Origin of the sequence: Streptomyces sp. NPDC091281 (assembly GCF_044757425.1) — a bacterium.
Classification (GTDB): Bacteria; Actinomycetota; Actinomycetes; order Streptomycetales; family Streptomycetaceae; genus Streptomyces.
This window is the reverse complement of record NZ_JBIVUY010000001.1, coordinates 56,314-81,467: the sequence shown is the minus strand read 5'-3', so window position 1 is coordinate 81,467 and position 25,154 is coordinate 56,314. Positions and strand designations below refer to the sequence as shown.

Genomic DNA, 25,154 nt, shown 5'->3' with positions numbered 1-25,154 from the left:
TCACCGCCCGTCATCCTCAGGCATATGCCAGGTGGGCAAGATACTCCCCCTGGCGGGCCCGCGTCCCGGGTTCCGTGAAGGCCGGGAGGACGATCGGCGGCGACCGGTAGTCCTAGAGGCATGAGCAGCGCATGGGACGCCCTGGACACCGATCACCGTGACGCCTCCGGCCCGACCCCGGACGGGGTCGCCTGGCTGGCCTCCGCCGGTACCTACCCCCGCAGCACGCTCGCCCTCTGGGAGGAGCGGCCGCACGCGCCGGTCGTCCTGCCCTGCGGGTCCGTGTTCGACGTGGTGAGCGCGCCCGCCATGTTCGGGCGGCTGATGCTCGACCGGCTCTGGGACGAGGGGCCCGGCTCCGGCCCGGTCGCCGCCTACCGGGGCCGCATGCTGATGTTCGCCGCCCCCGGCACCGCCCAGCGGCTGCCCTCGCTGCTGCACTGGGAGGAGTGGGACGCCGACGGCCGCGAGGACGGCCGCACCGGCGCCGTACCGCCGCTGCTCTGCCACGGCAACGGGGACGCGGTGACCGTCCCGGCCCCGCTGACCGGCGCGGACGGCGGCGGCGCCACCCGCTGGGTGGTCGCCCCCGACACCCGCCACCCCTGGCTTCCCGGCCCCGAGGTCCTGCTCTGGGCGACCGTCCGCGCGGCCCGCGCCGCCGTGCGGATATCGATTTCTCGTCCCTCCGATCAGGGTGCTAAGGTCTACGACGTCAGCAGGCGCCGCTAGCTCAGTTGGTTAGAGCAGCTGACTCTTAATCAGCGGGTCCGGGGTTCGAGTCCCTGGCGGCGCACAGACGGTGAAAGGCCCCTCGCGGAAGCGGGGGGCCTTTCGCATGCCCGGGGCGCGCGTCCGTTGGTGCCGGGGGCGGCGGCCCAGGGCTTCGACGCGGGAAGGGGCCCGTGGGTGTCAGCCCGTGATGCGGACCGTCCAGGCGCCGGACGCCGTACGGCCCTCGACCTCGACCCGGACGCCGTCGCCCGGCACGGTGAAGCTCTCCCCCGCGCCGACCGGGGCGTCCGCGAGCGGCGGATACACCGAACTCTCCCAGCAGGCCTCCGTGCCCGGATGGGCGTCGACCACCTGCATCGGGCCGCGCCCCGACTCGGCGCCGCTGCGGACCCGGTAGACCAGCACCCCGGAACGGCACGAGGCGCGGTCGTTGCCGATCTGGCCGCGCGCCTCGAACGCGAGGGCGCTGTCCGCGCCGGTGCGGACCACCGCGAGCTTGGTGCCGTTGCCCAGCCCGAACGCCGGTGAGCCCGAGGCGCCGGTCACCGCGACGCCCGGCCCGGCACCCAGCGGCTCCAGCGTCAGCCGGGCCGGCGCACCGCGCGGCACGCACACCACCTGGCGCGGCTGGAGCCAGCCCAGCTTCCACTTGTGCCAGGCGAACAGGTCCGGGGCGAGCCCGAACTGGCTGCCCATCAGGTCCCAGTCGCCGACATGGGTGTCCCAGTCGCCCTTGCCGTCCGCCGGACGGTGGTAAAGGTCCGGGAGGTCGAACACGTGCCCGGTCTCATGGGCGAGGACCAGCCGGTCCGGCGGATGCTGCTCGAACACCGTGACGATCCGTCGGATGTCGGTGCCGTCGGCACGCAGCGGGACGTCCATGTTGACGACCTTGGTGGCGTCCGAGTCCACACCGGGGGCGTCGGGATCGGCGACGAAGTAGACGACGTCGTACCGGGAGAAATCGACCTGCGGGTCGGCGGCGGCGAGCGCGTCGCGCAGGTAGGCGCCCCGGTTCTCGGGCCGCCAGTCGCGCTCTATGGCGTACGCGGTGGAGGGCTTCGGCATCCGCACCCAGCGGCTCATCGGGTGCGCGCGCAGCGTGAACGCGCCGTAGGAGGCCTGCTGGAAGTAGCGGCTGGTGGCCGGGAAGTGGTCGGCGGCCAGCTCGGCCGGGGTGACCATCGGCGACCAGTCCGGGAAGGAGAGGAAGACCATCACGGCGTCGAGGGAGCGCGCGGGCCGCGGATAGGCCGCGTTCCAGGTGTCCAGGCCCTCGGAGTGATGGGCGTCGGTGCGCTTCAGCGCGCAGGGGGCCGCCGAGAAGGGCTCGGCGGCGGGGGCGCCGATCAGGCAGGTCGCCGCGAGCGCCGTCAGGGTGGTGAACACGGCCGCGGTGCTGCGCAGTCGGGGGCGCGGAAGCGGACGCGGCACAGGGACCTCCGGGAGCGGATCAAGAGACACCGCCCTCAGCCTGTGGGAATTTGTCGCACTGCGCCCTGTTTGTCTGCCCCAGACGAGTGAGGACGCGAAAACGCGGGCATCATTGCCGACACCCCCGGAACACTCACGGAACGTCACAAGCGGTCGCTCGCCCACAGAACCGGTCCACCTGGGGCAGAAACGATCTGTCAGAACGGCGGGTCGGTCGGGGACACTGGGCAGTGGCTGCGCGGGTCCGGGGGCAGCCTCTATGATCGGCACACTTTCCTGCGCGGACAGCGATCGAGTGCACTGCGGGAGCGAGCGGTGAGCGGAACGTCCGAAGGGCCGACGCCCGCGGCAGACCTCGACCGGTCCGCCGTCACAGTCAGTGACATCAAGGCTTCACCTCGTACGACGCCCCGGCGGGGTGCGCCCGAGGACGACGAGGGTCCGGCGGCCTATCGGTCCGTCTTCGCGGCGGCGCCGCTCGCCATGGCCGTCGTCGACCGCGAGGGACAGGTCACCGACGCCAACGAGGCGCTCGGCGCGCTGCTCGGCGGGGGGTCCGCGTCGCTCGTCGGCCGGGCCGCCGCCGACCTGCTGGACCTCGCCGCCGACGTCCGGACCTGGCACGCCTACCGCGAGGTGCTGCGCGGACGGCAGGCCCGGCTGCGCTGCACACGGCGGCTCAAGCAGCCCGACGGGCGGTCGCTGTGGGCGCAGGTCACCGTGGCGCCGCTGGACGACGGGCGGGCCGGGGTGCTGCTGTCCGTGGCCGACGTCAGCGCGCACCGCGAACTCCAGGCGCGGCTGCGCCACCTCCAGATGCACGACCCGGTGACCCGGCTGCCCAATCGCACCCTGTTCTTCGAACGGGTGTCGGGGGCGCTGGAGGCGGAGTCGTACGAGGAGAGCGGCACCGGGCGGATCGGGCTGTGCTATCTCGACCTCGACGGGTTCAAGGCGGTCAACGACACCCTCGGACACCGGGTGGGCGACCGGCTTCTGGCCGCCGTCGCCGACCGGTTGACGGCGTGCGCGGAGGAGGCCGGGCGGACCCGGCCGAGCGTGCCGCTGGTGGCGCGGCTCGGCGGCGACGAGTTCGCGCTGCTGGTGGAGGACTCCACCGGCACCGAACAGCTCGCGGATCTCGCGGAGTCGGTGCTGAAGGCGCTCCAGGCGCCGTTCGACATCTCCGGGCAGCGGCTCAACGTGTCCGCGTCGATCGGGGTCGTCGAGCGGCACGCGGTCGGCACCACCGCCACCGGGCTGATGCAGGCCGCCGACACTACGCTGTACTGGGCGAAGGTCGACGGCAAGGACCGGTGGACGCTCTTCGACCCCGAGCGCAACGCGCATCTGATGACCCGGCAGGCGCTCGCCTCCACGCTGCGGCCCGCCATCGAGCGCGGCGAGTTCCGGCTCGACTACCAGCCGCTGGTGGGGATGGCGGACGGGCGGCTGCGCGGGGTGGAGGCGCTGGTGCGCTGGGACCACCCGCGGTTCGGGCTGCTGCCGCCGAATCGGTTCGTCGCGCTGGCCGAGGAGGACGGCTCGATCGTGCCGCTCGGGCGGTGGGTACTGTTCACCGCCTGCCGCCAGGCGCGCCGCTGGCAGCTCGACCACCCCGGCGAGCCGCCGCTCTTCGTCAGCGTCAACGTGGCCGTCCGCCAGGTGTGGGACTCCGACCTCGTCGCGGACGTCGCGGAGATCCTCGCCGAGACCGGGCTCGCGCCCGAACTGCTCCAGCTGGAGCTGACCGAGTCGGCGGTGATGGGCTCGGCCGGGCGCCCGCTCCAGGCGCTCCAGGCCCTCAGCGACATGGGCGTCAACATCGCCATCGACGACTTCGGCACCGGCTACTCCAACCTCGCCTATCTGAGCCGGCTGCCGGTGTCGGTGCTGAAGCTGGACGGTTCGTTCGTGCGCGGCTTCCAGCACGAGGGGCCGGGGGCGCCGCCCAACCCGGCCGACGAGGTCGTCGTCGAGGCGATGATCGACCTCGCCCACCGGCTCGGCCTGACGGTCACCGCGGAGTGCGTGGAGACCTCCGCGCAGGCGACCCGCCTGCGCAGCATCGGCTGCGACACCGGGCAGGGCTGGCTCTACTCCCGCCCGGTCTCGGCGGACCGCATCGCGGAACTGCTGCGGTCGGCGTCGTACGCGGTGGGCAACTCGTAGCGGTTTGAACGGAGTTACCCATCCCCTGGGAAACGGGGTCGCCCTCCCCCTGAAGAAGAGGGAGGACGACCCGGTCGCTTGGCGGGGCTACGGTGCCGTCGGCAACCCGTAGGCGTCCGCGACGAGTTCGTACGAGCGCAGGCGCAGGGCGCCCCGGTGGGCGTGCGAGGTGAGCATCAACTCGTCGGCGCCGGTGCGCTTGTGGAGGTCGTGCAGACCGGTGACGACCTCGTCCGTCGTGCCGTGGATGATGTTCGCCGTCCAGGAGCCGATGAACTCCTCCTCCAGCGGGCTGAGTTCGTGGGCCTCCGTCTCCTCGGGGGACGGGAAGAGGCCGGGGCGTCCGCTGCGCAGGCGGACCATGTTCAGCCCCGTCGCCCGGACTTGGCGGCGGGCCTCGGCCGGGTCGTCGGCGGCGAGCACCGAGACGCCGATGAGCGCGTACGGCGCGTCGAGGAGCGGCGACGGGCGGAACGACGCGCGGTAGAGGTCGAGGGCCGGGACCGTGTTCTGCGCGGAGAAGTGGTGCGCGAACGCGAACGGCAGGCCCAGGACCCCGGCGAGGCGGGCGCTGAACCCGGAGGAGCCGAGCAGCCAGACCGGCGGCCGGTGCGGGGACTGCACCCCGCCGGGCGTGGTCGCCTGCACCGGACCCGGTACGGCGTGGATACGGCCGTAGGGGTGGCCGTCGGGGAAGTCGTCGTCGAGGAAGCGGACCAGTTCCGCGAGCTGCTCGGGGAAGTCGTCGGCGCCCTCCCGCAGCCGGTCGGTGCGGCGCAGGGCTGCGGCGGTGGCACCGTCCGTGCCCGGGGCGCGGCCGAGGCCCAGGTCGACGCGGCCGGGGGCGAGCGCCTCCAGCGTGCCGAACTGCTCGGCGATGACCAGCGGGGCGTGGTTGGGCAGCATGACCCCGCCCGAGCCGAGCCGGATGCGGCCGGTGTGCGCGGCCAGGTGGGCCAGGATCACGGCGGGCGACGAGGAGGCGACCCCGGGCATGGAGTGGTGCTCGGCCACCCAGTAGCGGTGGAAGCCGCGCGACTCCGCCAGCCGCGCGAGGTCCACGCTGGTGCGCAGGGCGTCGGTGGCGGTGCTGCCGGAGCCGACCGTGACCAGGTCCAGCACGGAGAGGGGCGCGGGGGCGGAGCCGAGGACCGGCCCCCGGATGCCGTCGGGGTCGGCGGCCGGTCCGGCCACCCTCGCGCCTGCCGGCGTCTCGTCTGCCGCCACGGGGTCCTCCTGCGTCTTTCGCTGCGTCTGCGCGTACGGGTGTCCCGTACGGATGTCCCGTACGGGGCTCGCGTACGGGTGCCGCGTGCCGGGGGGCCGCACGGTCACGCCGAGGACTAACAGGAGGGTGTCCCCGGTTATTCCCCGCAGGTCGCGCCCTACGCGGAGTGCGTCACGCCTGCACGATCGGCTCCCGCGTGAACAGGGCGCCGAGGCCCGGGGCGTGCACGCGGCGCTCGGTCAGGCGCAGCGCCTCCCAGACGGTGACCTGGTGGGCGGTGAGCACCGGCTTGCCCAGCTCCTTCTCCAGGGCGGGAAGGTGGGCGACGGTGTGCAGGGCCGGGTCGGGCAGGAGGATCGCCTCCGCGTCGGGGGTGTCGGCCGCGCGGGCGAGGGCGAACACCTCCTCCGCGCCGCCCGTCCCGGCGGAACCGCCCGACGGGGCGACGACCTCCACCCCGCCCGCCCGCAGGAACGCGCCGAACAGCGCCGCGACCTCCTCGGGCCACGCCGACCCGACCGCGACCCGTGTCACCCCGATCTCGCGGGCCGCGTGGACGAAACCGAACGCGGTCGAGGAGGCGGGGGTCCCGGCCGCGAGGGCGAGGGCACGGATCTGCTCGTGCGCGGCCTCCCAGCCGGGGGCGAAGCCGCCGCCCGCCCAGACCGCCGCCTCCGCCCCTGCCAGGCGCAGACCCTCCACCGCGGGCGCCAGCCGGTCGGGTGTCTCCCGGCGCAGGGCGTCCACGGCGGTGGGCCCGGTGTCCGTGCCGGTGTCGGTGTGGACCAGTTCCACGCGGATGTCACTGCCCAGGAGCTGCTCGATACGGGGGTAGTCGTCCTCGGCGGCGTGGCCCGGGTGGAGGAGTCCGAGTGTGGTCATGTCCAGCCTTTCTGCGGTGCGGTGCGGTGGTGGGGGCGGTCCCTTGTTCTGCTGAGCCTGGTACGGCTCCGCCGTTCGGGTACCCACTCCGGGGGGCGCCGCGCCTGGGAGGGCACCTGGTTGGCCGAAAGGGGGGTGGGCTGGGGGAACGGGGGGTGGCGGTGGCTGTGTTGACGGTGCTTCTGCGCGGTTCCTCGCGGCCCTTAGGGGGTGCCCTCCAGGTGGGCTTCGAGGGTGCGGGTGGGGATCGGTGATGTGCGCGGTTCCCCGCGCCCCTAAGGGGGGGTGCCTTCCAGGCGGGCTTCGGGTGTGTGGGTGGGGATGGGTGATGTGCGCGGTTCCCCGCGCCCCTAAGGGGGGGGTGCCTTCCAGGCGGGCTTCGAATGTGCGGGTGGGGATGGGTGATGTGCGCGGTTCCTCGCGCCCCTGCGGGGGGCGGGGGTTGTGTGGGGGGTTTGTGGGGGTGGTGTGGGTGGTTTTGCTGGGGGGTGGGAGGGGTGGGGGACGGGGGGCATATCCCGTGGGGGGTCGGGTAGCTGCGCCGCCATGGCTTCACCGAACAGGTATGACAGACAGGGCATAACGGATGCGCGGGCCCGGGTGCCGGGGCCGGCGCGGCGGTCGCTGCTCGCGGGGGTGGCGGCGCTCGGCGCGCTGGGGGCGGCGGGGTGCTCGCGGGTGGCGACCGCGTCCTCGGCGCCCGGCGGCGACCTGCTGGACCGGCTGCGCGCGCAGGGCGTGGTGCGGCTCGGCATCGCGGGCGAGATCCCCTTCGGCTACATCGACCGCGACGGCGAACTCACCGGCGAGGCGCCCGAGTTGGCGCGGGTGGTGTTCAAGCGGCTCGGTGTGGACCGGGTGCAGCCGGTGCCCACCGAGTTCGGCTCGCTCATCCCCGGCCTCAACTCCCAGCAGTTCGACGTGGTCGCGGCCGGGATGTACGTCAACGCCGAGCGCTGCGAACAGGTCGTCTTCGCCGACCCCGACTACCAGATGCTGGACTCGTTCATCGTCCGCAAGGGCAACCCGAAGGGGCTGCGCGACTACGGGGACGTGGTGGCGAAGAAGGCCCGGTTCGCCACCGGCACCGGGTACGCCGAGATCGGGTACGCGGTGGAGGCAGGGGTGAAGGAGAGCGACATCCTCATCGTCCCCGACCAGGTCGCCGGGTTGAACGCCGTGGAGGCGGGCCGGGTCGACGTGTTCGCCGGGACCGCGCTCACCACCCGCGAGGTCGTGAAGAAGTCCGCCAAGGCGGAGGCCACCAAGCCGTTCTCCCCGCTCGTGGACGGCAAGCCCCGTGTCGACGGCGGGGCGTTCGCGTTCCGCCCGACCGAAACGGCCCTGCGGGACGCCTTCAACACCGAACTGCGCGCGCTGAAGAAGAGCGGCGAACTGCTGCGCGTCCTCAAGCCGTTCGGGTTCACCGAGGCGGAGATGACCGACCTCACGGCGAAGGAGCTGTGCCGCCGATGACCTCCGGACTCTGGGAACTCGTCCTCAAGGGGATCTGGACCACCGTCCAACTCCTCGTCCTCAGCGCCCTGCTGGCGGGGGCCGTGTCGTTCGCGGTCGGCATCGCCCGCACCCACCGGCTGCGGATCGTGCGCTTCCTCGCGGGCTGCTACACCGAGGTGTTCCGCGGCACCTCCGCGCTGGTGATGATCTTCTGGGTGTTCTTCGTGCTGCCGATCGCCTTCGGCTGGCAGCTGGTGCCCCTGTGGGCGGGCACCCTCGCCCTCGGCCTGACCTACGGCGCCTACGGCTCGGAGATCGTGCGCGGCGCCCTGAACGCCGTCGACCCCGCGCAGCGGGAGGGCGGGATCGCGCTCGGCTTCACCCCGGGGCAGCGGCTGCGCAAGATCCTGCTGCCGCAGGCGGTGCCGGAGACCATCCCGCCCTTCTCCAACCTGCTGGTGGAACTGCTCAAGGGCACCGCACTGGTGTCCGTGATGGGCATGGGCGACCTCGCCTTCAGCGGCAACCTGGTCCGGCTCGCGCTCCAGGAGAGCGCCGAGATCTACACGTACATCCTGCTGATCTACTTCGTGATCGCGTTCCTGCTGACGCGGGGCATGCGCGGGCTGGAGCGGCGGCTGAAGGCGGGGCTGCGATGAACTGGGACTGGAGCGCCGTCGGCGACTTCATGCCGTACTTCCGTCAGGGTCTGCTGGTGTCCCTCCAGGCGCTGGTGCTGGGCTCGTTGATCTCGTTCGCGCTGGGCCTGGTGTGGGCGCTGCTGATGCGGGCGCCGACCCGGTGGGTGCGGTGGCCGGTCGGGGCCGTCACCGAGTTCGTGCGGGACACCCCGCTGCTGGTGCAGCTGTTCTTCCTCTTCTACGTGCTGCCCGAGTGGGGGCTGACGCTGTCCGCGCTGACCACCGGTGTCCTCGCGATCGGCCTGCACTACTCGACGTACACGATGCAGGTCTACCGGGCCGGTATCGAGGCGGTGCCGGTCGGGCAGTGGGAGGCGGCGACCGCGCTGAACCTGTCCCGGGCGCGGACCTGGCGGGCGGTGATCCTGCCGCAGGCGGTCCGCCGGGTGGTGCCCGCGCTCGGCAACTACGTCATCGCGATGCTGAAGGACACGCCCCTGCTGATGACGGTGACGGTGCTGGAGATGCTGGGCCGCGCCCGGCTGTTCTCGCAGCAGCACTTCCAGTTCACCGAGCCCGTCACGGTGATCGGGGTGGCCTTCGTGATCCTCTCCGCCCTCGCCTCCCTTCTTCTGCGCACCCTGGAGCGACGCCTTGTCCGCTGAGACCCTGAAGCAGCCCGCCGACGGCCCCGCCACCGGCGGCGACCCGCTGATCCGGCTGGAGGGGGTGACGAAACGGTTCGGCGACACCACCGTCCTGGACCACCTGGACTTCTCCGTGCAGGCGGGCAGGCACGTCACCCTGATCGGCCCGTCCGGTTCGGGCAAGACGACCATCCTGCGGCTGCTGATGACCCTGACCCGGCCCGACGAGGGCACCATCACCGTCGACGGACAGCGGCTCTTCCCCGCGCCGGAGAAGGAGGTCCGCGAGGTCCGCAAGAAGATCGGGATGGTGTTCCAGCAGTTCAACCTGTTCCCGAACATGAGCGTCCTGCGCAACATCACCGAGGCCCCGGTCAGCGTCCTCGGCCTGGACAAGGACGAGGCGGAGGCCCGCGCCCGCGAACTGCTCGACCTCGTCGGCCTCGCCGACAAGTGCGACGCGAAGCCGTCCCGGCTCTCCGGCGGACAGCAGCAGCGGGTGGCGATCGCGCGGGCGCTGGCGATGCGGCCGCGCATCCTGCTGCTCGACGAGGTGACCTCGGCGCTCGACCCCGAACTCGTCGCGGGCGTCCTCGACGTGCTGCGGGACATCGCCCGCTCCACCGACATCACCATGCTCTGCGTCACCCACGAGATGAACTTCGCCCGCGACATCTCCGACCAGGTCCTGATGTTCGACGCGGGCCGGGTGATCGAGTCCGGGCCGCCGGAGCGGATCTTCACCGCGCCGGAACAGGAGCGGACCCGCGCGTTCCTGGGCGCCGTGCTCTGACCGGTCCGGGACCGGGACACTCCGGTTCCGTTTCCGCCCGGACCGCGGCACCCGGCCGCGGTCCGGCGGAATGCCCAGGTCCGGTGAACGGGCCATGCCCTTCGCATATGCCGCCAGGTCAGGGGGCCCGCCACCGGGGTCCGGGGGGGCGCCACAATCTCGGCAACACCCGCTCACGGAAGGCTACTCGGCGGTTATCGTGGAGAGGACCTACCGTCCGGATCACGGTCAGACGAAGCGACCGGGGGAAAACCGTGGCGCTGAAGCACGAGCCGACCACCCCGAACCAGCCGGCCCAGGACGCCCTGCGCGTCCTGGAGGCGGTGGCCCGGCACGCCGACGGCGTCACCGAGGCCGGGCTCACCCGCGCCACCGGTTTCGCCCCGGCGCGCCTCACCCCGCTGCTGCGGATGCTGCGCCGCGAGGGCTACGTCGGGCAGCTCGACGACGGTGCCTGGATCACCGGTGACGCCCTGGCCCGGGTGGGCTCCGCCCGGCTGCGCGAGGACGCCGTACGCGAACAGCTCCAGCGGGTCCTGGACCGGCTGCGGGACTCCGTCGGCGCCGCCGTCTACCTCAGCCGGTACGTCGACGGCGAGGTCACCGTCACCCAGTACGCCGACGGTCCGACCACCCCCGCGGTGAACGAGTGGGTCGACTTCCGCTCCTGCGCCCACGCCACCGCGCTCGGCAAGAGTCTGCTGGGCCAGCTCGACGACGAGGGCCGCCGCGACCACCTCTCCCGGCACCGGCTCGCCCGCCTCACCTCGCGCACCATCACCAGCGACAAGCTGCTGCTGGCCCGTCTGGAGTCCCAGCCGCCCACGGTCCCGGTCCTCGACCTCCAGGAGTACGCGGTGGGCACGGTCTGCGCGGCCGTCCCGATCACCGCGGGCGCCACGGCGGGCTGCCTCGCCCTGTCCCTGCCGGTCGAGGAGGCCCACCGGCTGCGCCGGGCCGCCGACAGCCTCAACCGCAGCGCACCCGAGGTCCTGCTCTCACTCGCCTTCTGAACCCCCGCCCGCCGCACCCCGGCCGCCCCCGGAACCCGGTCGGAGGCACCCCCGCGGACCAGGTACTATTTTCTCCGTCGCCGCACACCGGAAGGTGGACGGCGGGAGTCACGCGCCGCTAGCTCAGTTGGTTAGAGCAGCTGACTCTTAATCAGCGGGTCCGGGGTTCGAGTCCCTGGCGGCGCACCACGAAAGGCCCCTCGTCTCCACGGGGGGCCTTCTTCGTCCGCGCGGACAGAGAAGGCGGCGCGGGCTCAGCCGAAGGTCGTGGCGTACGTGACGACGAAGCCGACGCAGCACACCAGGATCACCCCGAGGAACGCCAGGACACCCAGCGCGGTCAGCGCCTGCCGGCCGTGCCGGGGCGGGCGGGCCGTGGCGATCACGTCGGGGCCGCCCGCGTGGTCGGCCCAGTGCACCCGGACGAAGTCGCCCTCCAGCGTCGTGCCGGGGCCGTCCTCCTCCTCGAAGCGCACCACCCGGCCGTCCGGCGCGGTGAACTCGTACACGTGGTGCAGGACCGTGCGGGCCGTGCGGTCGCCGCCGCGCGCGGTCGTGTACGTCCGCAGGCAGCGGGCCTCCGCGGTCAGACCGCTGGTCCAGGCCCCGCGCAGCCGCGCCCACTGGCTCACCGTCCGCCAGGCGGTGAACAGCGCCAGGGCCGCGATCAGACCGGGCGCGAGATAGAAGATCACGTCCACTGGACTTCCCCCGAGATCGGCGGTGTTCCCCTGTGCCGCCGCGGAACGGCGGCACAGGGGAACCTACCCGCGGGGGGCGTGCCGGTGGCTCAAGCAATGCTCAGAACTGCACGTCCGAGCACGCGTAGAACGCGTTGGCGGTGTCGGCGATCGTCCACACCGCCACGATGACGTGCCGGCCGCTGAGCCCGGACGGCAGCGTCCCGCTGTGCGACAGGGTCTGCGGCGGGCGCTGACCGTTGTACGGCACGGTGAGGAACGGGGTGAGGTTGAGGTCGGACCGGGCCAGGTTGTGGTTCTGGTTCCAGCCCGGCTTCGTGACGTAGTACTTGAAGTCGGTCGTCGCGTGCATGGCCGTGAACTGCCAGCGGAACGTGTACCGCTGACCGCCGCTCACCCGGGTCGTCGGCCAGGCCCCGCCGGACGGCGTCTTCGGGCTGTCGAGCTGGGAGAAGGGCGAGTTGTTGCCCGAGCAGATGCGTCCGTCGGCCGGTCCGCCGGCCGGGAAGCCCTTGGGCCCCTCGACGCTCTGCGGTTCCCACTGGATGTTCCCGCAGTTGGGGACGGAGCCGTTCTGACAGAGTTTCTGCCGACTGATGGGCAGGTCGGTGTAGCCGTGGCCGCTCGCGCCGCCCGCGGTGAGCACGAAGGTGCCCGCCGTGGCCAGGCCGAGCGTGGCGGCGTACAACTTGGTCCGTTTGCGCATGCTGCCGCTCCTGGAGGACGTGGGGGAGATGTTCCCTGAGGAGTCTCGGAGGGTCTCGGACGAGTCCCTGAGGCGGTGCCGTGTGCGATTTAGGTCTAGACCAAGTTCGAGAGTATGGGTGAGGGTTGAACATGTCCATACCAACTGCGGGTGGTGTTCGCGGAGTCCTCCGGCACGGCGTCAGGGACTCTGCTCGCCGCGCCCCGAGCAGAACGCCACCGTGAGGTCCTTCACCAGCGCCTTGCGCTCGTAGTCGTCGAGTTCGACCAGACCGCGCATGGTCAGCCGGGTCACCGTGTCCTCGACCGAGTCGACCACCGAGGTCAGCACCGACGCCCGCTGCTGCGCGTCCAGCGCCGCGATCCGGCGCCGGTTCATCGCCGCCGCCACCTCCGGCGCGTACTCCACCCGCACCGGCTGCACCGAGAACACCTCCAGCCCCACCGCGCCCGCGTCCCGCGCCACCCGCCGGGTCAGCGCCTCCCCCGACGCCTCCACCGGACCCCGGCCCGCGCCCGGCGGCTCCACCGGGACCCGCGCCAGCGCCGCCTCCACGCACTCCCGGAGGTACGTCTCGTGGTCGTCGACGCCCAGCGTGGCCCGCGCGGTGTCCCGCACCCGCCACACCACCAGCGCCACCACCCGCAGCGCGACGCCGTTGCCGTCGGCCGCGGACATCGGCTCGCTCCGCCAGTGCCGCAGCCGCACGTCGACCCGGCGGCGCAGCATCAGCGGGTTCACCCACATCAGGCCGGTGCGCCGCACCGTCCCCCGGTAGCGGCCGAACAGACCGAGCACCCAGGCCCGCCCGGTCCGCCCGCGCGCCAGCCCGCCGAACCCGAACAGGGTGAGCGCCCCGGCCCCCGCGTACGCCGCCCACTGCGCCGGACCGAGCCCGGCCCCCGCGTACACCGGCAGCCTCAGCGCCTCCTCGGCGAGCGGCGGCACGAGCCCCGCCCACCAGGAGACGGCCGCGCAGCCCGCCGCCCCGCAGGCCCCGGCGGCCACCCCGAGCGTGCCGGGCAGCACCCGCGCCGGGCGTTCGGCGAGGTCCGGGTCGACCTGCGCGAGCGGCCGCTCCTTCGCCGGGACGGGACGGCGGAACCGGGGCCGCTCCCCCGCCGCCGCGGCCTGGCCGCCCGTGGCCGGGCCGGTGCGGCCCGCCACCACGGCGGGCCCGAGCGGCACCGGCCGCGGCTCGGGCTCGTCGCGGAAGAGCAGGTGGACGGGGATCTCGGTGGTCGCCTCGTTCTGGATCAGCCGGGCGGGCCGGGACGGTCCGTCCGGTCCGGGCGTCTGAGAAGTGGTCGTGGTCATGCGTGCCTCCAGCCTCCGCGCCAGATACGCCGGGAAGGTGCCGTGCGTGCGTCGAGCCGTGCCGCGCCGGGCGCCCCGCCGTCCCTGCGGGCGGGGCGCCGCGTCACGCGTCCGTCGGGGTCAGGAGAAGAGGCGCCGCCAGGTCTCCGGGCCCGGGTAGCCGTCGGCCGCGCCGCCGCGCCAGCCCTGGGCGCGCTGGAAGGCCTCGACCGCGCGCCGGTCCGCCTCGCCCCAGCGGGGACCGGGACCGGTCGTGTAGAAGCGGCCGTACCCCTTCTTGACCAGCTGCTTCCCGAGCAGGGTGACGTGCGCGTTGTCCGCGCCCGGCCGGAAGAAGGCCCGGCCCGGGAAGGCGGGGACGCCCTGCGCGGGGGGTGTGACCGGGGGCGCTCCCGGGGAGCCCGCCGGGGGTGTGGCGGGCGGCTTGGTCGGGGCGGGGGTGCCCGGGGTCGCGGCCGGGATGTCCTTGCCCTTGCCGGTGGTCAGCAGCGACCAGGTGAGCGGGCCGGGCAGCCCGTCGGCGTCGGCCCCGCGCCAGCCCTGGGCCTGCTGGAACGCCTGTGTGGCCCGCCGGTCGGCGTCCGACCAGCGCGGGCCGGGACCGGTGGTGTAGAAACGCCCGGCGCCGCGCTCGACGAGGAGCCGCCCCAGCCGGGTGACGTGCGCGTTGTCCGCGCCGGGCCCGAACGCCCGCCGTCCGGGATACGCCTGCCCCTGCGTGCCGGAGCCGGAGGTGGTGCCCGAGCCCGGGTTGGCGCCGTCCGTGCCGCCGCCGGGGCTGCCCGGGGTGCCGCCCTCCTTGCCGGGGACGGTGGGCTGACCGCCGGTCTCCTCGACGACGCCCTTGTAGCGGTAGGGGACGTAGCGGTCGGCGTTGGACCAGTAGGCGTAGGGGGTGGCGAGCCTGCGGGTGGTGGGGCGGGTCTGCTCGTAGGCGTAGTAGTAGGTGCGGGTGGTGTCGGTCCAGCCGCCGAAGAGGACGACGTGGGAGCCGTTGGTGGGGTTGGCGGGGTTGTGGAACAGCAGCATGTCGCCGGGTTGCAGCTCCGCCTTGGTGATCTTCACGGCGTACTGGCCGAGGCTGCCCGTCCACTCGTTGCCCGGCAGCTTCCAGGCCATGGAGACGTAGCCGGAGCAGTCCTGCCGGTACCCGTCGCTCCAGAACGCGGTCATGCTGTACGGCACCTTCGCCGTGACCCACTTCTTAGCCCGCTCGATGATCTCGGCGCGGGTGACGGACGGCAGCTTGACGGTGTCGGCGGGGGCGCCGCCCGGCCCGTGCAGCGAGGTCTTGCCGCCCTGCGGGGTCTCGGGCCCGTCGCTGTCGGCGGGGGCGCCCGGCCGGTCGGGGGCGTGCGGGGCGGCGAGGGCGGGCACCACCTGGCCCGCGCCCAGGGCGGCGGAGGCGGTCGCCGTGACGACGACAGCCCGGTGGACGGCGGAACGGGTCGCGGTACGGGCGGCGAGGCGGGCGCCGAGCGGTCCGCCGGACCGGGCCGCCCCGGCGCCCGCCCGCCCGCGCCGTACGCATCCGGGGCACTCGCAGTCGCTCGCGGGATCGAACTCCTCGAAAGCCGGAGCATCCATGCGATTCCCCTCACATTGCAGATGGAATGGTCCGCTTCTGTGCACGTTCGCAGTCTTTACCAACTGTCTTGCGGAAGCGCGATCTGACGGTCCGAATGATGTACGGGGGGCCGCGGGCGGGCGCCGCGCGCCGTCCGGGGGCGGGCGGCCGGTGGTCCGGAGCACCCTGGCGGGTCCTGTAAAGTTCTCGATGTCAGCAGGCGCCGCTAGCTCAGTTGGTTAGAGCAGCTGACTCTTAATCAGCGGGTCCGGGGTTCGAGTCCCTGGCGGCGCACAGACGGTGAAAGGCCCCTCGCGGAAGCGGGGGGCCTTTCACGTGCCCGCGGCAGGCGTGTGGGGCGGGTGTGCGGGTCAGCCGCGGGGGCCGGTCAGGTACGCCGAGACGATCACGTTCGCCGCGTACGTGCCGCTCGCGCGGTCGAAGGCGCCGCCGCAGGTCAGCAGCCGCAGCTCGGCGCGGCCCGGCACGCGGGGGCCGTAGGCGCGGCGGGCGTCGAACCGGTCGACGGGGACGGTCTCCACGTCGTCGACGGTGAACTCCGCGATCCGGCCGTCGGCGCGGAGCACCCGGACGGTGTCGCCGGGGCGGGCGGCGGCGAGCCGGTGGAACACGGCGGGCCGGGTCTCGGTGTCCCGGTGCCCCACCAGCAGCGCGGGGCCCGCGGCGCCGGGCCGGACCCCGGCCGCGTACCAGCCGACGGCGCCCGCCTGCGCGTAGGGCGGGGCGGCGGGGCCGCCGTGCGCGTCGAGGCCGCGGGCCGTCACCGGGGCCCGCACCCCCAGCCGGGGCAGGTCGACGCGGCGGGGCGCGGCGCCGGGCAGCGGCGGGGCCGCGGGCGGCAGCCAGCGGGCCGGACCGCCCGGCGCGGCGGGGACGGGCGCGGGCGGGCGCCGCGAGGACGACGTCGCGGACTCCCCGGCCAGGGCGCACCCCCACACCCACAAGGCGGCCAGCAGCAGCGCCCAGACCAGGCCGGTCGTCAGGCGTCCGGCGAGACGGCCCGGTGCGGTCACGCTCAGTCCGTTCCGCGCCGCCGCCGGGCCCCGCGCAGGACGACGGCGACGGCGGCGGCGCCCGCCAGCAGCAGGCCGGTGACGGCGTGGGCGGTGCCGGGGCCGTCGACGCGGGCACCGGCGGCCGTGAGCGGGGCGGTGCCGCCGCCGCCCGCGAGGACCGGCGCGACCGGGGAGGCGGGCGGCGGGGCCGGACGCGCGGACGCGGCGCCCACCCGCACCTGGCCCCGCAGCCGCCGGTCGGCGCAGGCGACGGTGACCTCGTACGTGCCGGAGGTGAGGGTGGTGCGGACCCGGGTGCCGCCGGTCAGCGTGCCGTCGGCGCCGACCAGGGCAGCGTCCGTGACGAAGGCCGCCGAGGCGGCGGTGGCCGTCCGGCCGGGGCAGCCGGAGACCCGCAGCGCGACCTCGGCGCCACGGGTGGGGGCCGACGGGGTCACCGCCACGCCGCCGGGCGCGTCCGCGACGGACGCCGCCGGGGTGAGCACGGCGGCGACGACCGCGGCGCCCGCACAGAGAGTGACCTTGAGTGAACCCATCGTGAACCTCCTGGTATCTGGAGGTTCCTCCCCGGGGCCGGGCCGCGCATCCCCAGCGGGGCCCGCGCTGCTCCGTCCGGGTCACATGGCGCGGCGGAGAGGTTTCGGGGCCGCCGGGTCGGAGCGGATCGGGCTGGGTCAAGTCAGGTCAGGTCAGGTCAGATCAGATCAGGTCGACGAGGTCCGCGATGGAGTCGACGACCTGCGAGGGCCGGTACGGGAAGCTCTCCACGTCCCGGGGCGCGGTCAGCCCGGTGAGGACGAGGAACGTCTGCATCCCGGCCTCCATCCCGGCGAGGACGTCGGTGTCCATACGGTCGCCGATCATCGCGCTGCTCTCCGAGTGGGCGCCGAGCGCGTTGAGGCCGGTACGCATCATCAGCGGGTTGGGCTTGCCCGCGAAGTAGGGCTGCTTGCCGGTGGCCTTGGTGATCAGCGCCGCGACGGCGCCGGTCGCGGGCAGCGGGCCCTCGACGGAGGGGCCGGTCTCGTCGGGGTTGGTGCAGATGAAGCGGGCGCCGCCGTTGATCAGCCGGACCGCCTTCGTCATCGCCTCGAAGGAGTAGGTGCGGGTCTCGCCGAGGACGACGTAGTCCGGCTCGTGGTCGGTGAGGACGTAGCCGATGTCGTGCAGGGCGGTGGTGAGACCGGCCTCGCCGATGACGTACGCCGAACCGTCGGGGCGCTGGTCGTCGAGGAAGCGGGCGGTGGCGAGGGCGGAGGTCCAGATGTTCTCCACCGGCACGTCCAGGCCCATGCGGCGCAGCCGGGCGTGCAGGTCGCGCGGGGTGTAGATCGAGTTGTTGGTCAGCACGAGGAACGGCCGGCCGGACTCACGGAGCTTCTTCAGGAAGGCGTCGGCGCCGGGGATGGGGACACCCTCGTGGATGAGCACCCCGTCCATGTCGGTGAGCCACGACTCGATGGGCTTGCGGTCTGCCATGGGGGACGTCTCCTGGCGTGCGGGCGGGCTGGGGGCGCCGGAACCACGGCGTACCGACGGCCCCCAGCCTAATCGGGGGGCGGGATCACGGGTCGGCCCGTCCCGTCAGCAGGGCGGGCAGCGCGGTGACGGACGGGAGGACCGTGTCCGCGCCGGCGGCGCGCAGGCGGGGCGCGTCGTGGGCGCCGGTGAGGACCCCGGCGACCAGGCCCGCCCCGGCGCGGACGCCGCTGAGCACGTCGTACGACGTGTCGCCGACGACCGCGGTCCGCCGTACGTCGTCGGTGGCGCCGGTGCGCAGGAACGCGGCCAGCACCAGGTCCGGGTACGGCCGCCCCCGGCCGCCCGCGTCGGCGGGGCACAGGGTGAGGTCGGCGAGGTCGCGCCAGCCGAGGGCGTCCAGGATCGCGTCCTGGGTGACACGGGCGAACCCGGTGGTCAGGACGACGGTGCGGCCGTCCGCCCGGAGCCGTTCGACGGCCTCGCGGGCGCCGGGCACGGGGGCCACGAGCCCGTCGTCCACGAGGGCGCCGTACGCCTTCTCGAACGCGGTGTTGGCGCGGCGGGCCCGGTCCTCGTCGCCGTGGAGGTGGCGGAAGACGGAGATCTTGGACTCGCCCATGGTGGCGCGGACGTGGGCGAGCTGCGCGGCGTGTTCGGGCGAGCCGGGTGCCACGCCGAGTTCGGCGGCGGCGGCGTCGAAGGCTCGCTCGACGAGGCCGCCGTCGGCGACGGTGGTACCGGCCATGTCGAGCACGACGAGGCGGATGTCGGGGTGGGGGCGCTCGGTCGGAGGGCGCGGGTGGTCGGTCATGGGGTGGTCGGTCATGGGGTCCCGTTCGTGTGTGGGTGTGGGTGTGGATGCGGGGGCTGGTGTCCGGCGGCCGGTCGGTCGGGGGCCGGTCACCAGCCGAGGGTGTCGGCGGTGGTCTCGGCGATCGCCGGGGCGCAGGTCATGCCGCGTCCGCCGGGGCCGGTGACCAGCCACACCCCGTCGGCGACCTGCTGCCGGTGCACCACGCGGGCGGGGTCGACGCACTGCGCGTACACGCCCGCCCAGCGGTGGCGGACGCGCGGCAGGGGGCGGCCCAGCAGGGAGCGGACGACCTCGGTGAGGTGCTCGTAGGGCTCCTCGACGGTGTCGAAGGCGAAGGGGTGGTCGTAGGCGTGGGTGTCGCCGATGGTGAGGCCGCCGTCGGCGCGCTGGACCATGAGGAGCTGCATCCGGTGTGCGGCGGCCGTCGGGGTCTGTGCCTGGCGGGCGTCGAGCGCGTCGAGGGCGGGCGAGGCGTAGGCCGGGTAGTAGCGGAAGCTGTCGGCGTCCGCGACGGAGGTCGGGAGGGGTTCGCCCAGCGGGTCGGTCTGCATCATCTGGAGCCGGACCCGGCGCACCGGCAGCTCGGGCCCGGCGAGTTCGCGCACCAGGCCGCCGAGCCAGGCACCCGTGCAGAGGATGACGGCGTCGGCGGTGTGGACGTCGCCGTGGTCGTCGCGGACGGCGGCCGGGCCGACCACCGCGCGGACCTCACGGCCGGGCAGGAACCGGTAGTTCGGGGACTTGAGCAGTTCGGCGCGCAACGCGAGCTGAGCGGTGCGGGGTTCGACGGCTGCGTCCCGCTCGCAGTACAGCGCGGCGGTGAACTCGCCGCGCAGGGCCGGGTTGAGAGCGCGGGCCTCGGCGGGGGTGAGCAGCTTGTGGCCGCGGTCCGCGGCGTCGGGACGTGTCAAGGCGGCCTCGGCGACGGCGAGTTCGAGGTCGCCGCGGACGGGGGTGAGCGACCCGTTGGCCCGGAACCCCAGTCCTGGCACGCGGGCGCCGATCGCCTCCCACAGCTCCCGTGCCCGCAGCGCGGTTGCCAGTTCCGCTCCGCCCGCGCGGCCGCTGACCCAGATCTGTCCGAAGTTGCGCACGGACGCGCCGCGCGCCTCCGCCTCCCGCTCGATCTGGACGACCTGATGGCCGCGCTCCACGGCATGCCAGGCGTGCAGGGTGCCCACCACGCCTGCTCCGACCACGGTCACTCTCACGACGGCCACGCTCCTCGGGATCGGGGAACCGGAAGGGTCCGGCTCCCACCGCAAGCGTGAACGACCCCTCCCCATTTGGGCTAGACCCGTTATCTTTTCGTGATAGTGGAGGCCATGGAGGGGCGGTGGGTGCGGGTCGGGTCTCTCGCCGGGTCAGCCCTTCAGATGGGCGGTGAAGGAGAAGCGGTCGCCGCGGTAGAGGGTGCGGACCCGCTCCAGGGGCAGGCCGTCGGTGGCGCGGGAGACCCGGTGGACGAGCAGCATCGGCAGGGCGGGCGGGGTGCCGATGAGCAGGGCCTCGCGCGGGGTGGCGAGCACCGTCTCGATGCGTTCGTCGGCGTCGCCGAAGGAGATGCCCTGGCGGTCGAGGTAGGCGTAGAAGGAGGAGTCGGGCGTGAAGTCGGCGTCGAGGCGGGGGACGCGGGCCACCGGGACGTAGGTGCTCTCCAGGCCGACCCGCTCGTCGTCGGCGAGCAGCACCCGCTCCAGGTGCCAGACCGGCTCGCCCCGGCTCAGCCCGGTCTCGGCGGCGAGCGGGGCGGGGCAGGGGAAGCGGTCGAGGCCGACGAGCGCCCGGCCGGGGGTGCGGCCCTGGCGGCGTACGCCCTCGGTGTAGCTGGCCAGGGAGAGCGGCTGGGCGAGCTTGGGTCCGGCGACGACCGTGCCCCGGCCCTGCCTGCGGAGCCTGCCCTCCAGGACGAGTTCGCGCAGGGCCTGGCGGACGGTCTCGCGGGCCGCGTCGAACCGCTCGGAGAGGTCGCGCTCGGTGGGGATGGGGCTGCCCTCCCCCAGGTCGGCCAGGAGGGCGGCGATCCGCGCCTTCACCGCGTAGTACTTCGGTACGCGGCCGTGCTCGGGGATGCCGGAGCGGACGGGGGCGCCGGGGGCCTGGTCGTTCGGGTAGTCCACCCTGGGGATCGTGCCAGACGGGCGGCCCGGTCGGCGCGCGCGGTCCGCCCCGCTCCCCGCACGTCAGCGGCGTCGGCGGCTCAGCACCAGGGCGGTGCCCGCGGCGAGCAGGCAGAGGGTGACGGTGATGGCCGCCGCCGGGGAGGTGAGACCCGTACGGGCCAGCTCCTCGGCCTCGTCGGCGAGGGAGGGGTGACCGGAGGCGGACGCGGAGGGGGTGGAGAGGGTGGAGCCGGTGGAGTCGGTGGCGTGGGGGTCGGCGGAGGCGTCCGGGTCGCCGGAAGCGTACGGGTCGTAAGGGTCGTAGGGGTCGTAGGGGTCCTGCCCGTCGTCGGAGTCGTGCGGCTCGTACGGCTCGACGGTGAACCGGTAGTCGCCGGACTGGCCGACCCACTCGCTGTCGCCGCCCCGGCGCTGGACGACGGCCGCGTTCACGGTGACCTGGTTGGCCACGGCGTCGGAGGTGAGGGCGAGGCGCAGCTTCACGGTGAGGGTGCGGCCGGGCTCGACGGTGAAGCCGTCGAACGGGGTGGCGGCGGGCGTCCCGGTCGTGGGGTCGGCCTCGCCGGTGCCCGCGGGGTCGGCCTCGCCGGTGAGGGCGCCGACGAGTTCGTCCTCGTCGGTGGCCTCGAAGCGGACGCCGTACGGGTGGCCGTCGGCGTAGAACTCCAGCCGGGGCTGGGACGGCTTCAGCCCGTGCGCGGAGTCGACGAGCACGACGACCGGGTGGACGTTCGCGCAGGTGCGGTCCGTGGTGTTGGTGAGGTCGAGCGACCAGGATCCGAAGCCGCCGCCCGCCCGGTAGGTGTCCGGCCCGCCGTGCAGCCGCGTGGTGAGCGGGAAGTCGGCGGTGTCCGGCCCGGCACAGGTCGGCCCGGCCTCGGCGGCCACCGGGACGGCTGCGGCCACCGGGGCGGGGGTGGCCGGGCGGAGGGCCGTCGGGGCGGTGGCTAAGGCGGGGGTGGCGGGCACCGCGAGGAGGGCGGCGGCAGCGGCGCCCACGGCCGCGGCGGCGCGAGGGAGGGGGGAGCGGCGGGTAGACAGTCGCATAGACACATGAGCCTGACGGCCGCCGGGGGCCGACCGGGGGTGCCGCTCCGGCCGGTCGGGGGGTTCCATTCGTTCGGCGGAGGCGGGGAGAGGCTTGGAGGGGGCGAGAGAGGGCAGCGCTCAGGTACTCCGGGTACTGGGGGCCGTACGCCGTGCGCCCTCAGCCGGCTCTCCGCCCTCAGTCGGCTCTCGGCTCTCGGCTCTCCGCCCTCACCCGTCCGTACGGCCGAACACACGTCCCAGCAGCAGGTGGGCGGCGCCCGTCGCGACGCCGAGGGGGCCGCCGGGGGCGAGGCGGACCGGTACGGCGGACTCCGTGGCGCCCTCGCGGGCGGCGCGGGCGGCCAGGACGGCGGTGACGCCCCGGACGAAGGGGCCGGGGTCGGCGGCGACGGTCCGGCCGCCCAGCAGCACCTGGTCGATGTCGAGCAGCCCGGCGAGGTTGGCGGCGCCCGCGCCGAGCACCCGGGCCGCCTCGGCGACGTCCCCCCGCCCCATCGCCGCGAGGCACAGCGCCTCGACGCAGCCGCGGTCACCGCAGGTGCAGGGCGGGCCGTCGAGCTGGAGGACCTGGTGGCCGAACTCCCCCGCGCCGGTCCGCGCCCCCCGGTGCACGCGCCCGCCGAGCACCAGTCCGGCGCCGAGGCCCGTACCGAGGTGGAGGTAGGCGAAGGAGCCGTGTTCGCCGCCGACGGCGAGGCCGAGGGCGGCGGCGTTGGTGTCCTTGTCGACGACCACCGGCACCCCGAGCCGCACGGCGAGCGCGTCCCGCAGCGGGAAGCCGTCCCAGGCGGGGAACCCGGTCACGCGGTGCAGCACGCCGTGGGCGTGGTCGAGCGGCCCCGGCAGGGCGACCCCGACCCCGAGCAGGGTCGGCAGCCCGAGACCGGGCGCACCCGCCACCCCGCCCACCCCGTCCCCCCGGTCGCGTCCGTCACCGTCCACGGCTCCCCCGACCACACCCCGGACCACACCCCTGACCTCCCGCTCCACCGCCGCGAGCACCGCCTCCGCGCCCGCCCCCAGGTCCAGCGGCGCGCGTTCCTCCCGTACGGCCGTGCCGTCGAGGTCGGCGAGGACGACGCGGAGTTCGTCGCGGTCGAGGTGGACGCCGACGGCGTGCCCGGCGCCGGGCACGAGCCGCAGCACGGTACGCGGTTTGCCGCCCGTGGAGGCGCGGCGGCCCGCCTCGGCGGCGAGGCCGGTCTCCCGCAGCCGGGCGGTGATCTTGCTGACGGCCTGCGGGGTGAGGCCGGTGCGCTCGGCGAGTTCGAGGCGGCTGATGCCGTCGGGCCCGGCCGTGCGGAGCAGGTCGAGCAGGAGGGCCGCGTTGTGCCCGCGCAGCGCGAGGAGGTTCACCCCGCCGGTCACCGGCCCCCCGGTCGCACCCAGCCCGAGCCCACCGGCCCCGCCCTGGCCGCTGGCGCCGCCCCCGGTGCTCTCGGCACTTTCGGCGCTCTCGGCTTCGACGGATTCACCGGATTCCACGGCTCCAATGGCTCCAACGGCTTCCACGGCTTCCACGGCGTCCACGTACCTCTGCTCGTCTCCCTCTCTCACCACACCCCCATTCTGCCTGCCGCTTGCACTTTGGCAACAGCGTTGCGAAAGTGGGGGGCATGACTGGTACTCCCCTTCGCGTGGGTCTGATCGGCTACGGCCTGGCCGGCTCCGTCTTCCACGCCCCGCTGATCGCCGCCACCGAGGGCCTCGTCCTCGACACCGTCGTCACCGCGAACGCCGAGCGCGCGGCGCAGGCCCGCGCCGAGTTCCCGGACGTGACGGTCGCGGCCACGCCCGAGGAACTCCTCGACCGCGCCGACGCCCTGGACCTGGTGGTCATCGCGTCGCCCAACAAGACGCACGTGCCGCTCGCGACGGCCGCGCTGAAGGCGGGCCTCCCGGTGGTCGTGGACAAGCCCGTCGCCGGTACGGCCGCCGAGGCGCGGGAGCTGGCCGCGCTCGCGGCGGAGCGCGGGCTGCTGCTGTCGGTGTTCCAGAACCGCCGCTGGGACAACGACTTCCTGACCCTGCGGGACCTGCTGGCCAAGGGCGAGCTGGGTGACGTGTGGCGGTTCGAGTCGCGGTTCGAGCGGTGGCGGCCCGAACTGAAGGGCGGCTGGCGGGAGTCGGGCGACCCGGCCGAGATCGGGGGCCTGCTCTACGACCTCGGCAGCCACGTCGTCGACCAGGCGCTGGTCCTCTTCGGCCCGGTCACCCAGGTCTACGCGGAGGCGGTCGTACGCCGGGCGGGCGCGCGGACGGACGACGACACGTTCCTGGCGCTGACCCACGCGAACGGGGTCCGCTCCCACCTCTACGCGTCGGCGACGACCGCGCAGCTCGGCCCGCGCTTCCGGGTGCTGGGCTCGGCGGCGGGCTATGTGAAGCACGGCCTGGACCCGCAGGAGGCGGCGCTGCGCGAGGGCGACCGCCCCGGCGGCGCCGACGCCGCCGGCTGGGGGACGGAGCCGGAGGAGCTGTGGGGCCGTCTCGGCGCGGGCGAGTCCCCGCTGACGGGCGGCGGCCGCGCCGTACCGACCCTGCCGGGCGACTATCCGGCGTACTACGCGGCGGTGGCGGCGGCGCTGCGCGGGGAGGGCCCGAACCCGGTGACCGCCGAGGAGGCCGCCACCGCGCTGGACGTGCTGGAGGCGGCCCGCCGGTCCGCCCGTGACGGAGTGGCGGTGTCGCTGTGAGCCCCGAGATCACCCCCAAGTTCACCCCGGAGATCACCCCGAGCCTGGCGGAGCTGGAGGCGCAGGAACGGCGGCTGGTGTTCCGGTCGTTCACGCACGACGACGCGTGGGCGCTGGGCTCGCTGCTGGTGGAGCTGGCGCGGGAGCGGCAGGCGCCGGTCGCGATCGACATCCACCGCTCCGGACAGCAGCTCTTCCACGCGGCGCTGCCGGGCTCGGCGCCCGACAACGACGCCTGGATCGCCCGCAAGCGCCGCGTGGTGGAGCGCTACGGCGCCTCGTCCTACCTGGTCGGCTCCCGCCACCGCGCCAAGGGCACGACGTTCGAGGAGTCCTCCCGCCTGGACCCCGACACCTACGCGGCCCACGGCGGCTCCTTCCCCCTCCACGTCGACGGCGCCGGCGTCATCGGCGCCGTCACCGTCTCCGGCCTCCCCCAACTGGAGGACCACCGCTTCGTGGTGGAAGCCCTGACACTGTTCCTGGAGGGCCCGGAGGGCACGAAGGGCACGAGGGCTGCGGGAGGCACGAGGGCTGCGGGAGGCACGGAGGGCGCGGGCGGACGGGGCTGAGCGAACGCCGAGCGGGGGGGCGGCGGCATGGCTTTCCAGGCCCACGCCACCGCCCCACACCCGTCCCGCACCCGTCCACACCGGTC

General features: G+C 74.4%; 24 protein-coding genes and 3 tRNA genes. 12 read left to right on the top strand and 15 right to left on the bottom strand.

What is annotated here, in order from left to right:
• Window positions 1–120 precede the first annotated feature (120 nt).
• Together ACIQPQ_RS00420 and ACIQPQ_RS00415 are read left to right on the top strand one after the other, a co-directional pair.
• Window positions 121–732 carry a bifunctional DNA primase/polymerase gene (locus ACIQPQ_RS00420; RefSeq protein WP_383776767.1) on the top strand — a complete coding sequence of 204 codons (612 nt, stop codon included), beginning with the start codon at window positions 121–123 and terminating at the stop codon, window positions 730–732.
• A tRNA-Lys gene (locus ACIQPQ_RS00415) sits at window positions 723–796 on the top strand. The genes ACIQPQ_RS00420 and ACIQPQ_RS00415 overlap by 10 nt, the downstream gene beginning before the upstream one ends.
• A 116-nt stretch (window positions 797–912) precedes the next feature.
• On the opposite strand, the gene ACIQPQ_RS00410 is transcribed toward ACIQPQ_RS00415, so the two are convergent.
• On the bottom strand, window positions 913–2,169 hold the full coding sequence (locus tag ACIQPQ_RS00410; RefSeq protein ID WP_401297792.1) for a M6 family metalloprotease domain-containing protein: 1,257 nt from the start codon (window positions 2,167–2,169) through the stop codon (window positions 913–915).
• A 315-nt stretch (window positions 2,170–2,484) separates the two neighbouring features.
• On the opposite strand from ACIQPQ_RS00410, the gene ACIQPQ_RS00405 reads away from it, so the two are divergent.
• On the top strand, window positions 2,485–4,341 hold the full coding sequence (locus ACIQPQ_RS00405; protein ID WP_401297789.1) for a putative bifunctional diguanylate cyclase/phosphodiesterase: 1,857 nt from the start codon (window positions 2,485–2,487) through the stop codon (window positions 4,339–4,341).
• 87 nt (window positions 4,342–4,428) lie between these two features.
• Here the strand turns inward: ACIQPQ_RS00405 and ACIQPQ_RS00400 are convergent, their stop codons facing one another.
• Window positions 4,429–5,568 (bottom strand): LLM class flavin-dependent oxidoreductase, encoded by a 1,140-nt coding sequence (locus tag ACIQPQ_RS00400; RefSeq protein WP_401297786.1) that lies wholly within the window; start codon window positions 5,566–5,568, stop codon window positions 4,429–4,431.
• Window positions 5,569–5,740: 172 nt separating this feature from the next.
• Window positions 5,741–6,451: a decarboxylase gene (locus ACIQPQ_RS00395; RefSeq protein WP_401297783.1), complete on the bottom strand. Its 711-nt coding sequence runs from the start codon at window positions 6,449–6,451 to the stop codon at window positions 5,741–5,743.
• Between the two features lie 546 nt (window positions 6,452–6,997).
• Between ACIQPQ_RS00395 and ehuB the strand changes: the two genes are divergently transcribed.
• The 6 genes from ehuB (at window position 6,998) to ACIQPQ_RS00365 (ending at window position 11,192) form a co-directional block, all read left to right on the top strand.
• Window positions 6,998–7,927 carry an ectoine/hydroxyectoine ABC transporter substrate-binding protein EhuB gene (gene ehuB, locus ACIQPQ_RS00390; RefSeq protein WP_401297780.1) on the top strand — a complete coding sequence of 310 codons (930 nt, stop codon included), beginning with the start codon at window positions 6,998–7,000 and terminating at the stop codon, window positions 7,925–7,927.
• Complete coding sequence (gene ehuC, locus ACIQPQ_RS00385; RefSeq protein ID WP_401297777.1) at window positions 7,924–8,568, top strand: ectoine/hydroxyectoine ABC transporter permease subunit EhuC; 645 nt, start codon at window positions 7,924–7,926, stop codon at window positions 8,566–8,568. The genes ehuB and ehuC overlap by 4 nt, the downstream gene beginning before the upstream one ends.
• Window positions 8,565–9,215 carry an ectoine/hydroxyectoine ABC transporter permease subunit EhuD gene (gene ehuD / locus ACIQPQ_RS00380; protein WP_383776784.1) on the top strand — a complete coding sequence of 217 codons (651 nt, stop codon included), beginning with the start codon at window positions 8,565–8,567 and terminating at the stop codon, window positions 9,213–9,215. Before ehuC ends, ehuD begins: the two co-directional genes overlap by 4 nt.
• On the top strand, window positions 9,205–9,990 hold the full coding sequence (gene ehuA, locus ACIQPQ_RS00375; protein ID WP_401297775.1) for an ectoine/hydroxyectoine ABC transporter ATP-binding protein EhuA: 786 nt from the start codon (window positions 9,205–9,207) through the stop codon (window positions 9,988–9,990). Before ehuD ends, ehuA begins: the two co-directional genes overlap by 11 nt.
• Before the next feature lie 254 nt (window positions 9,991–10,244).
• Window positions 10,245–11,003 carry an IclR family transcriptional regulator gene (locus ACIQPQ_RS00370; protein ID WP_401297772.1) on the top strand — a complete coding sequence of 253 codons (759 nt, stop codon included), beginning with the start codon at window positions 10,245–10,247 and terminating at the stop codon, window positions 11,001–11,003.
• 112 nt (window positions 11,004–11,115) lie between these two features.
• Window positions 11,116–11,192: transfer RNA gene (locus tag ACIQPQ_RS00365), tRNA-Lys, on the top strand.
• Window positions 11,193–11,257: 65 nt separating this feature from the next.
• Here ACIQPQ_RS00365 and ACIQPQ_RS00360 read toward each other — a convergent pair.
• The 4 genes from ACIQPQ_RS00360 to ACIQPQ_RS00345 all read right to left on the bottom strand — a co-directional run bounded on the left by ACIQPQ_RS00360 (window position 11,258) and on the right by ACIQPQ_RS00345 (window position 15,314).
• Window positions 11,258–11,704 carry a hypothetical protein gene (locus ACIQPQ_RS00360; RefSeq protein ID WP_401297769.1) on the bottom strand — a complete coding sequence of 149 codons (447 nt, stop codon included), beginning with the start codon at window positions 11,702–11,704 and terminating at the stop codon, window positions 11,258–11,260.
• A 100-nt stretch (window positions 11,705–11,804) separates the two neighbouring features.
• Window positions 11,805–12,410 carry a lytic polysaccharide monooxygenase gene (locus ACIQPQ_RS00355; RefSeq protein ID WP_401297766.1) on the bottom strand — a complete coding sequence of 202 codons (606 nt, stop codon included), beginning with the start codon at window positions 12,408–12,410 and terminating at the stop codon, window positions 11,805–11,807.
• Between the two features lie 180 nt (window positions 12,411–12,590).
• Window positions 12,591–13,727 carry an SPFH domain-containing protein gene (locus ACIQPQ_RS00350; RefSeq protein ID WP_401297764.1) on the bottom strand — a complete coding sequence of 379 codons (1,137 nt, stop codon included), beginning with the start codon at window positions 13,725–13,727 and terminating at the stop codon, window positions 12,591–12,593.
• Window positions 13,728–13,847: 120 nt separating this feature from the next.
• Window positions 13,848–15,314, bottom strand: a complete 1,467-nt coding sequence (locus ACIQPQ_RS00345) for a peptidoglycan-binding protein (protein ID WP_401297761.1) — start codon at window positions 15,312–15,314, stop codon at window positions 13,848–13,850.
• Between the two features lie 200 nt (window positions 15,315–15,514).
• Between ACIQPQ_RS00345 and ACIQPQ_RS00340 the strand changes: the two genes are divergently transcribed.
• Window positions 15,515–15,588, top strand: a tRNA-Lys gene (locus tag ACIQPQ_RS00340).
• Between the two features lie 77 nt (window positions 15,589–15,665).
• Here the strand turns inward: ACIQPQ_RS00340 and ACIQPQ_RS00335 are convergent.
• The 8 genes from ACIQPQ_RS00335 to ACIQPQ_RS00300 form a co-directional block, all read right to left on the bottom strand.
• On the bottom strand, window positions 15,666–16,334 hold the full coding sequence (locus ACIQPQ_RS00335; RefSeq protein WP_401299533.1) for a class F sortase: 669 nt from the start codon (window positions 16,332–16,334) through the stop codon (window positions 15,666–15,668).
• Window positions 16,331–16,867, bottom strand: coding sequence for a hypothetical protein (locus tag ACIQPQ_RS00330; protein ID WP_401297758.1), 537 nt, complete (start codon window positions 16,865–16,867; stop codon window positions 16,331–16,333). The genes ACIQPQ_RS00335 and ACIQPQ_RS00330 overlap by 4 nt, the downstream gene beginning before the upstream one ends.
• A 163-nt stretch (window positions 16,868–17,030) precedes the next feature.
• Window positions 17,031–17,810, bottom strand: coding sequence for an HAD-IIA family hydrolase (locus tag ACIQPQ_RS00325; RefSeq protein WP_401297756.1), 780 nt, complete (start codon window positions 17,808–17,810; stop codon window positions 17,031–17,033).
• Between the two features lie 85 nt (window positions 17,811–17,895).
• Window positions 17,896–18,639, bottom strand: a complete 744-nt coding sequence (locus ACIQPQ_RS00320; protein ID WP_401297754.1) for a phosphonatase-like hydrolase — start codon at window positions 18,637–18,639, stop codon at window positions 17,896–17,898.
• A 74-nt stretch (window positions 18,640–18,713) separates the two neighbouring features.
• The gene (locus ACIQPQ_RS00315; RefSeq protein ID WP_401297752.1) at window positions 18,714–19,847 is read right to left on the bottom strand and encodes a TIGR03364 family FAD-dependent oxidoreductase; all 1,134 of its coding nucleotides are present in this window, start codon (window positions 19,845–19,847) and stop codon (window positions 18,714–18,716) included.
• A 144-nt stretch (window positions 19,848–19,991) separates the two neighbouring features.
• The gene (locus ACIQPQ_RS00310) at window positions 19,992–20,747 is read right to left on the bottom strand and encodes a GntR family transcriptional regulator (protein WP_401297750.1); all 756 of its coding nucleotides are present in this window, start codon (window positions 20,745–20,747) and stop codon (window positions 19,992–19,994) included.
• Window positions 20,748–20,810: 63 nt separating this feature from the next.
• Window positions 20,811–21,797 carry a hypothetical protein gene (locus ACIQPQ_RS00305; protein WP_401297747.1) on the bottom strand — a complete coding sequence of 329 codons (987 nt, stop codon included), beginning with the start codon at window positions 21,795–21,797 and terminating at the stop codon, window positions 20,811–20,813.
• A 210-nt stretch (window positions 21,798–22,007) separates the two neighbouring features.
• A complete protein-coding gene (locus ACIQPQ_RS00300; protein WP_401299531.1) occupies window positions 22,008–23,189 on the bottom strand; it encodes an ROK family protein in 1,182 nt (393 codons plus the stop codon).
• A 227-nt stretch (window positions 23,190–23,416) separates the two neighbouring features.
• Here ACIQPQ_RS00300 and ACIQPQ_RS00295 point away from each other — a divergent pair, with 227 nt between their 5' ends.
• On the top strand, window positions 23,417–24,496 hold the full coding sequence (locus ACIQPQ_RS00295; RefSeq protein WP_401297744.1) for a Gfo/Idh/MocA family oxidoreductase: 1,080 nt from the start codon (window positions 23,417–23,419) through the stop codon (window positions 24,494–24,496).
• Window positions 24,493–25,068 (top strand): heme-degrading domain-containing protein, encoded by a 576-nt coding sequence (locus ACIQPQ_RS00290; protein WP_401297741.1) that lies wholly within the window; start codon window positions 24,493–24,495, stop codon window positions 25,066–25,068. Before ACIQPQ_RS00295 ends, ACIQPQ_RS00290 begins: the two co-directional genes overlap by 4 nt.
• The last annotated feature ends 86 nt before the right edge of the window (window positions 25,069–25,154 follow it).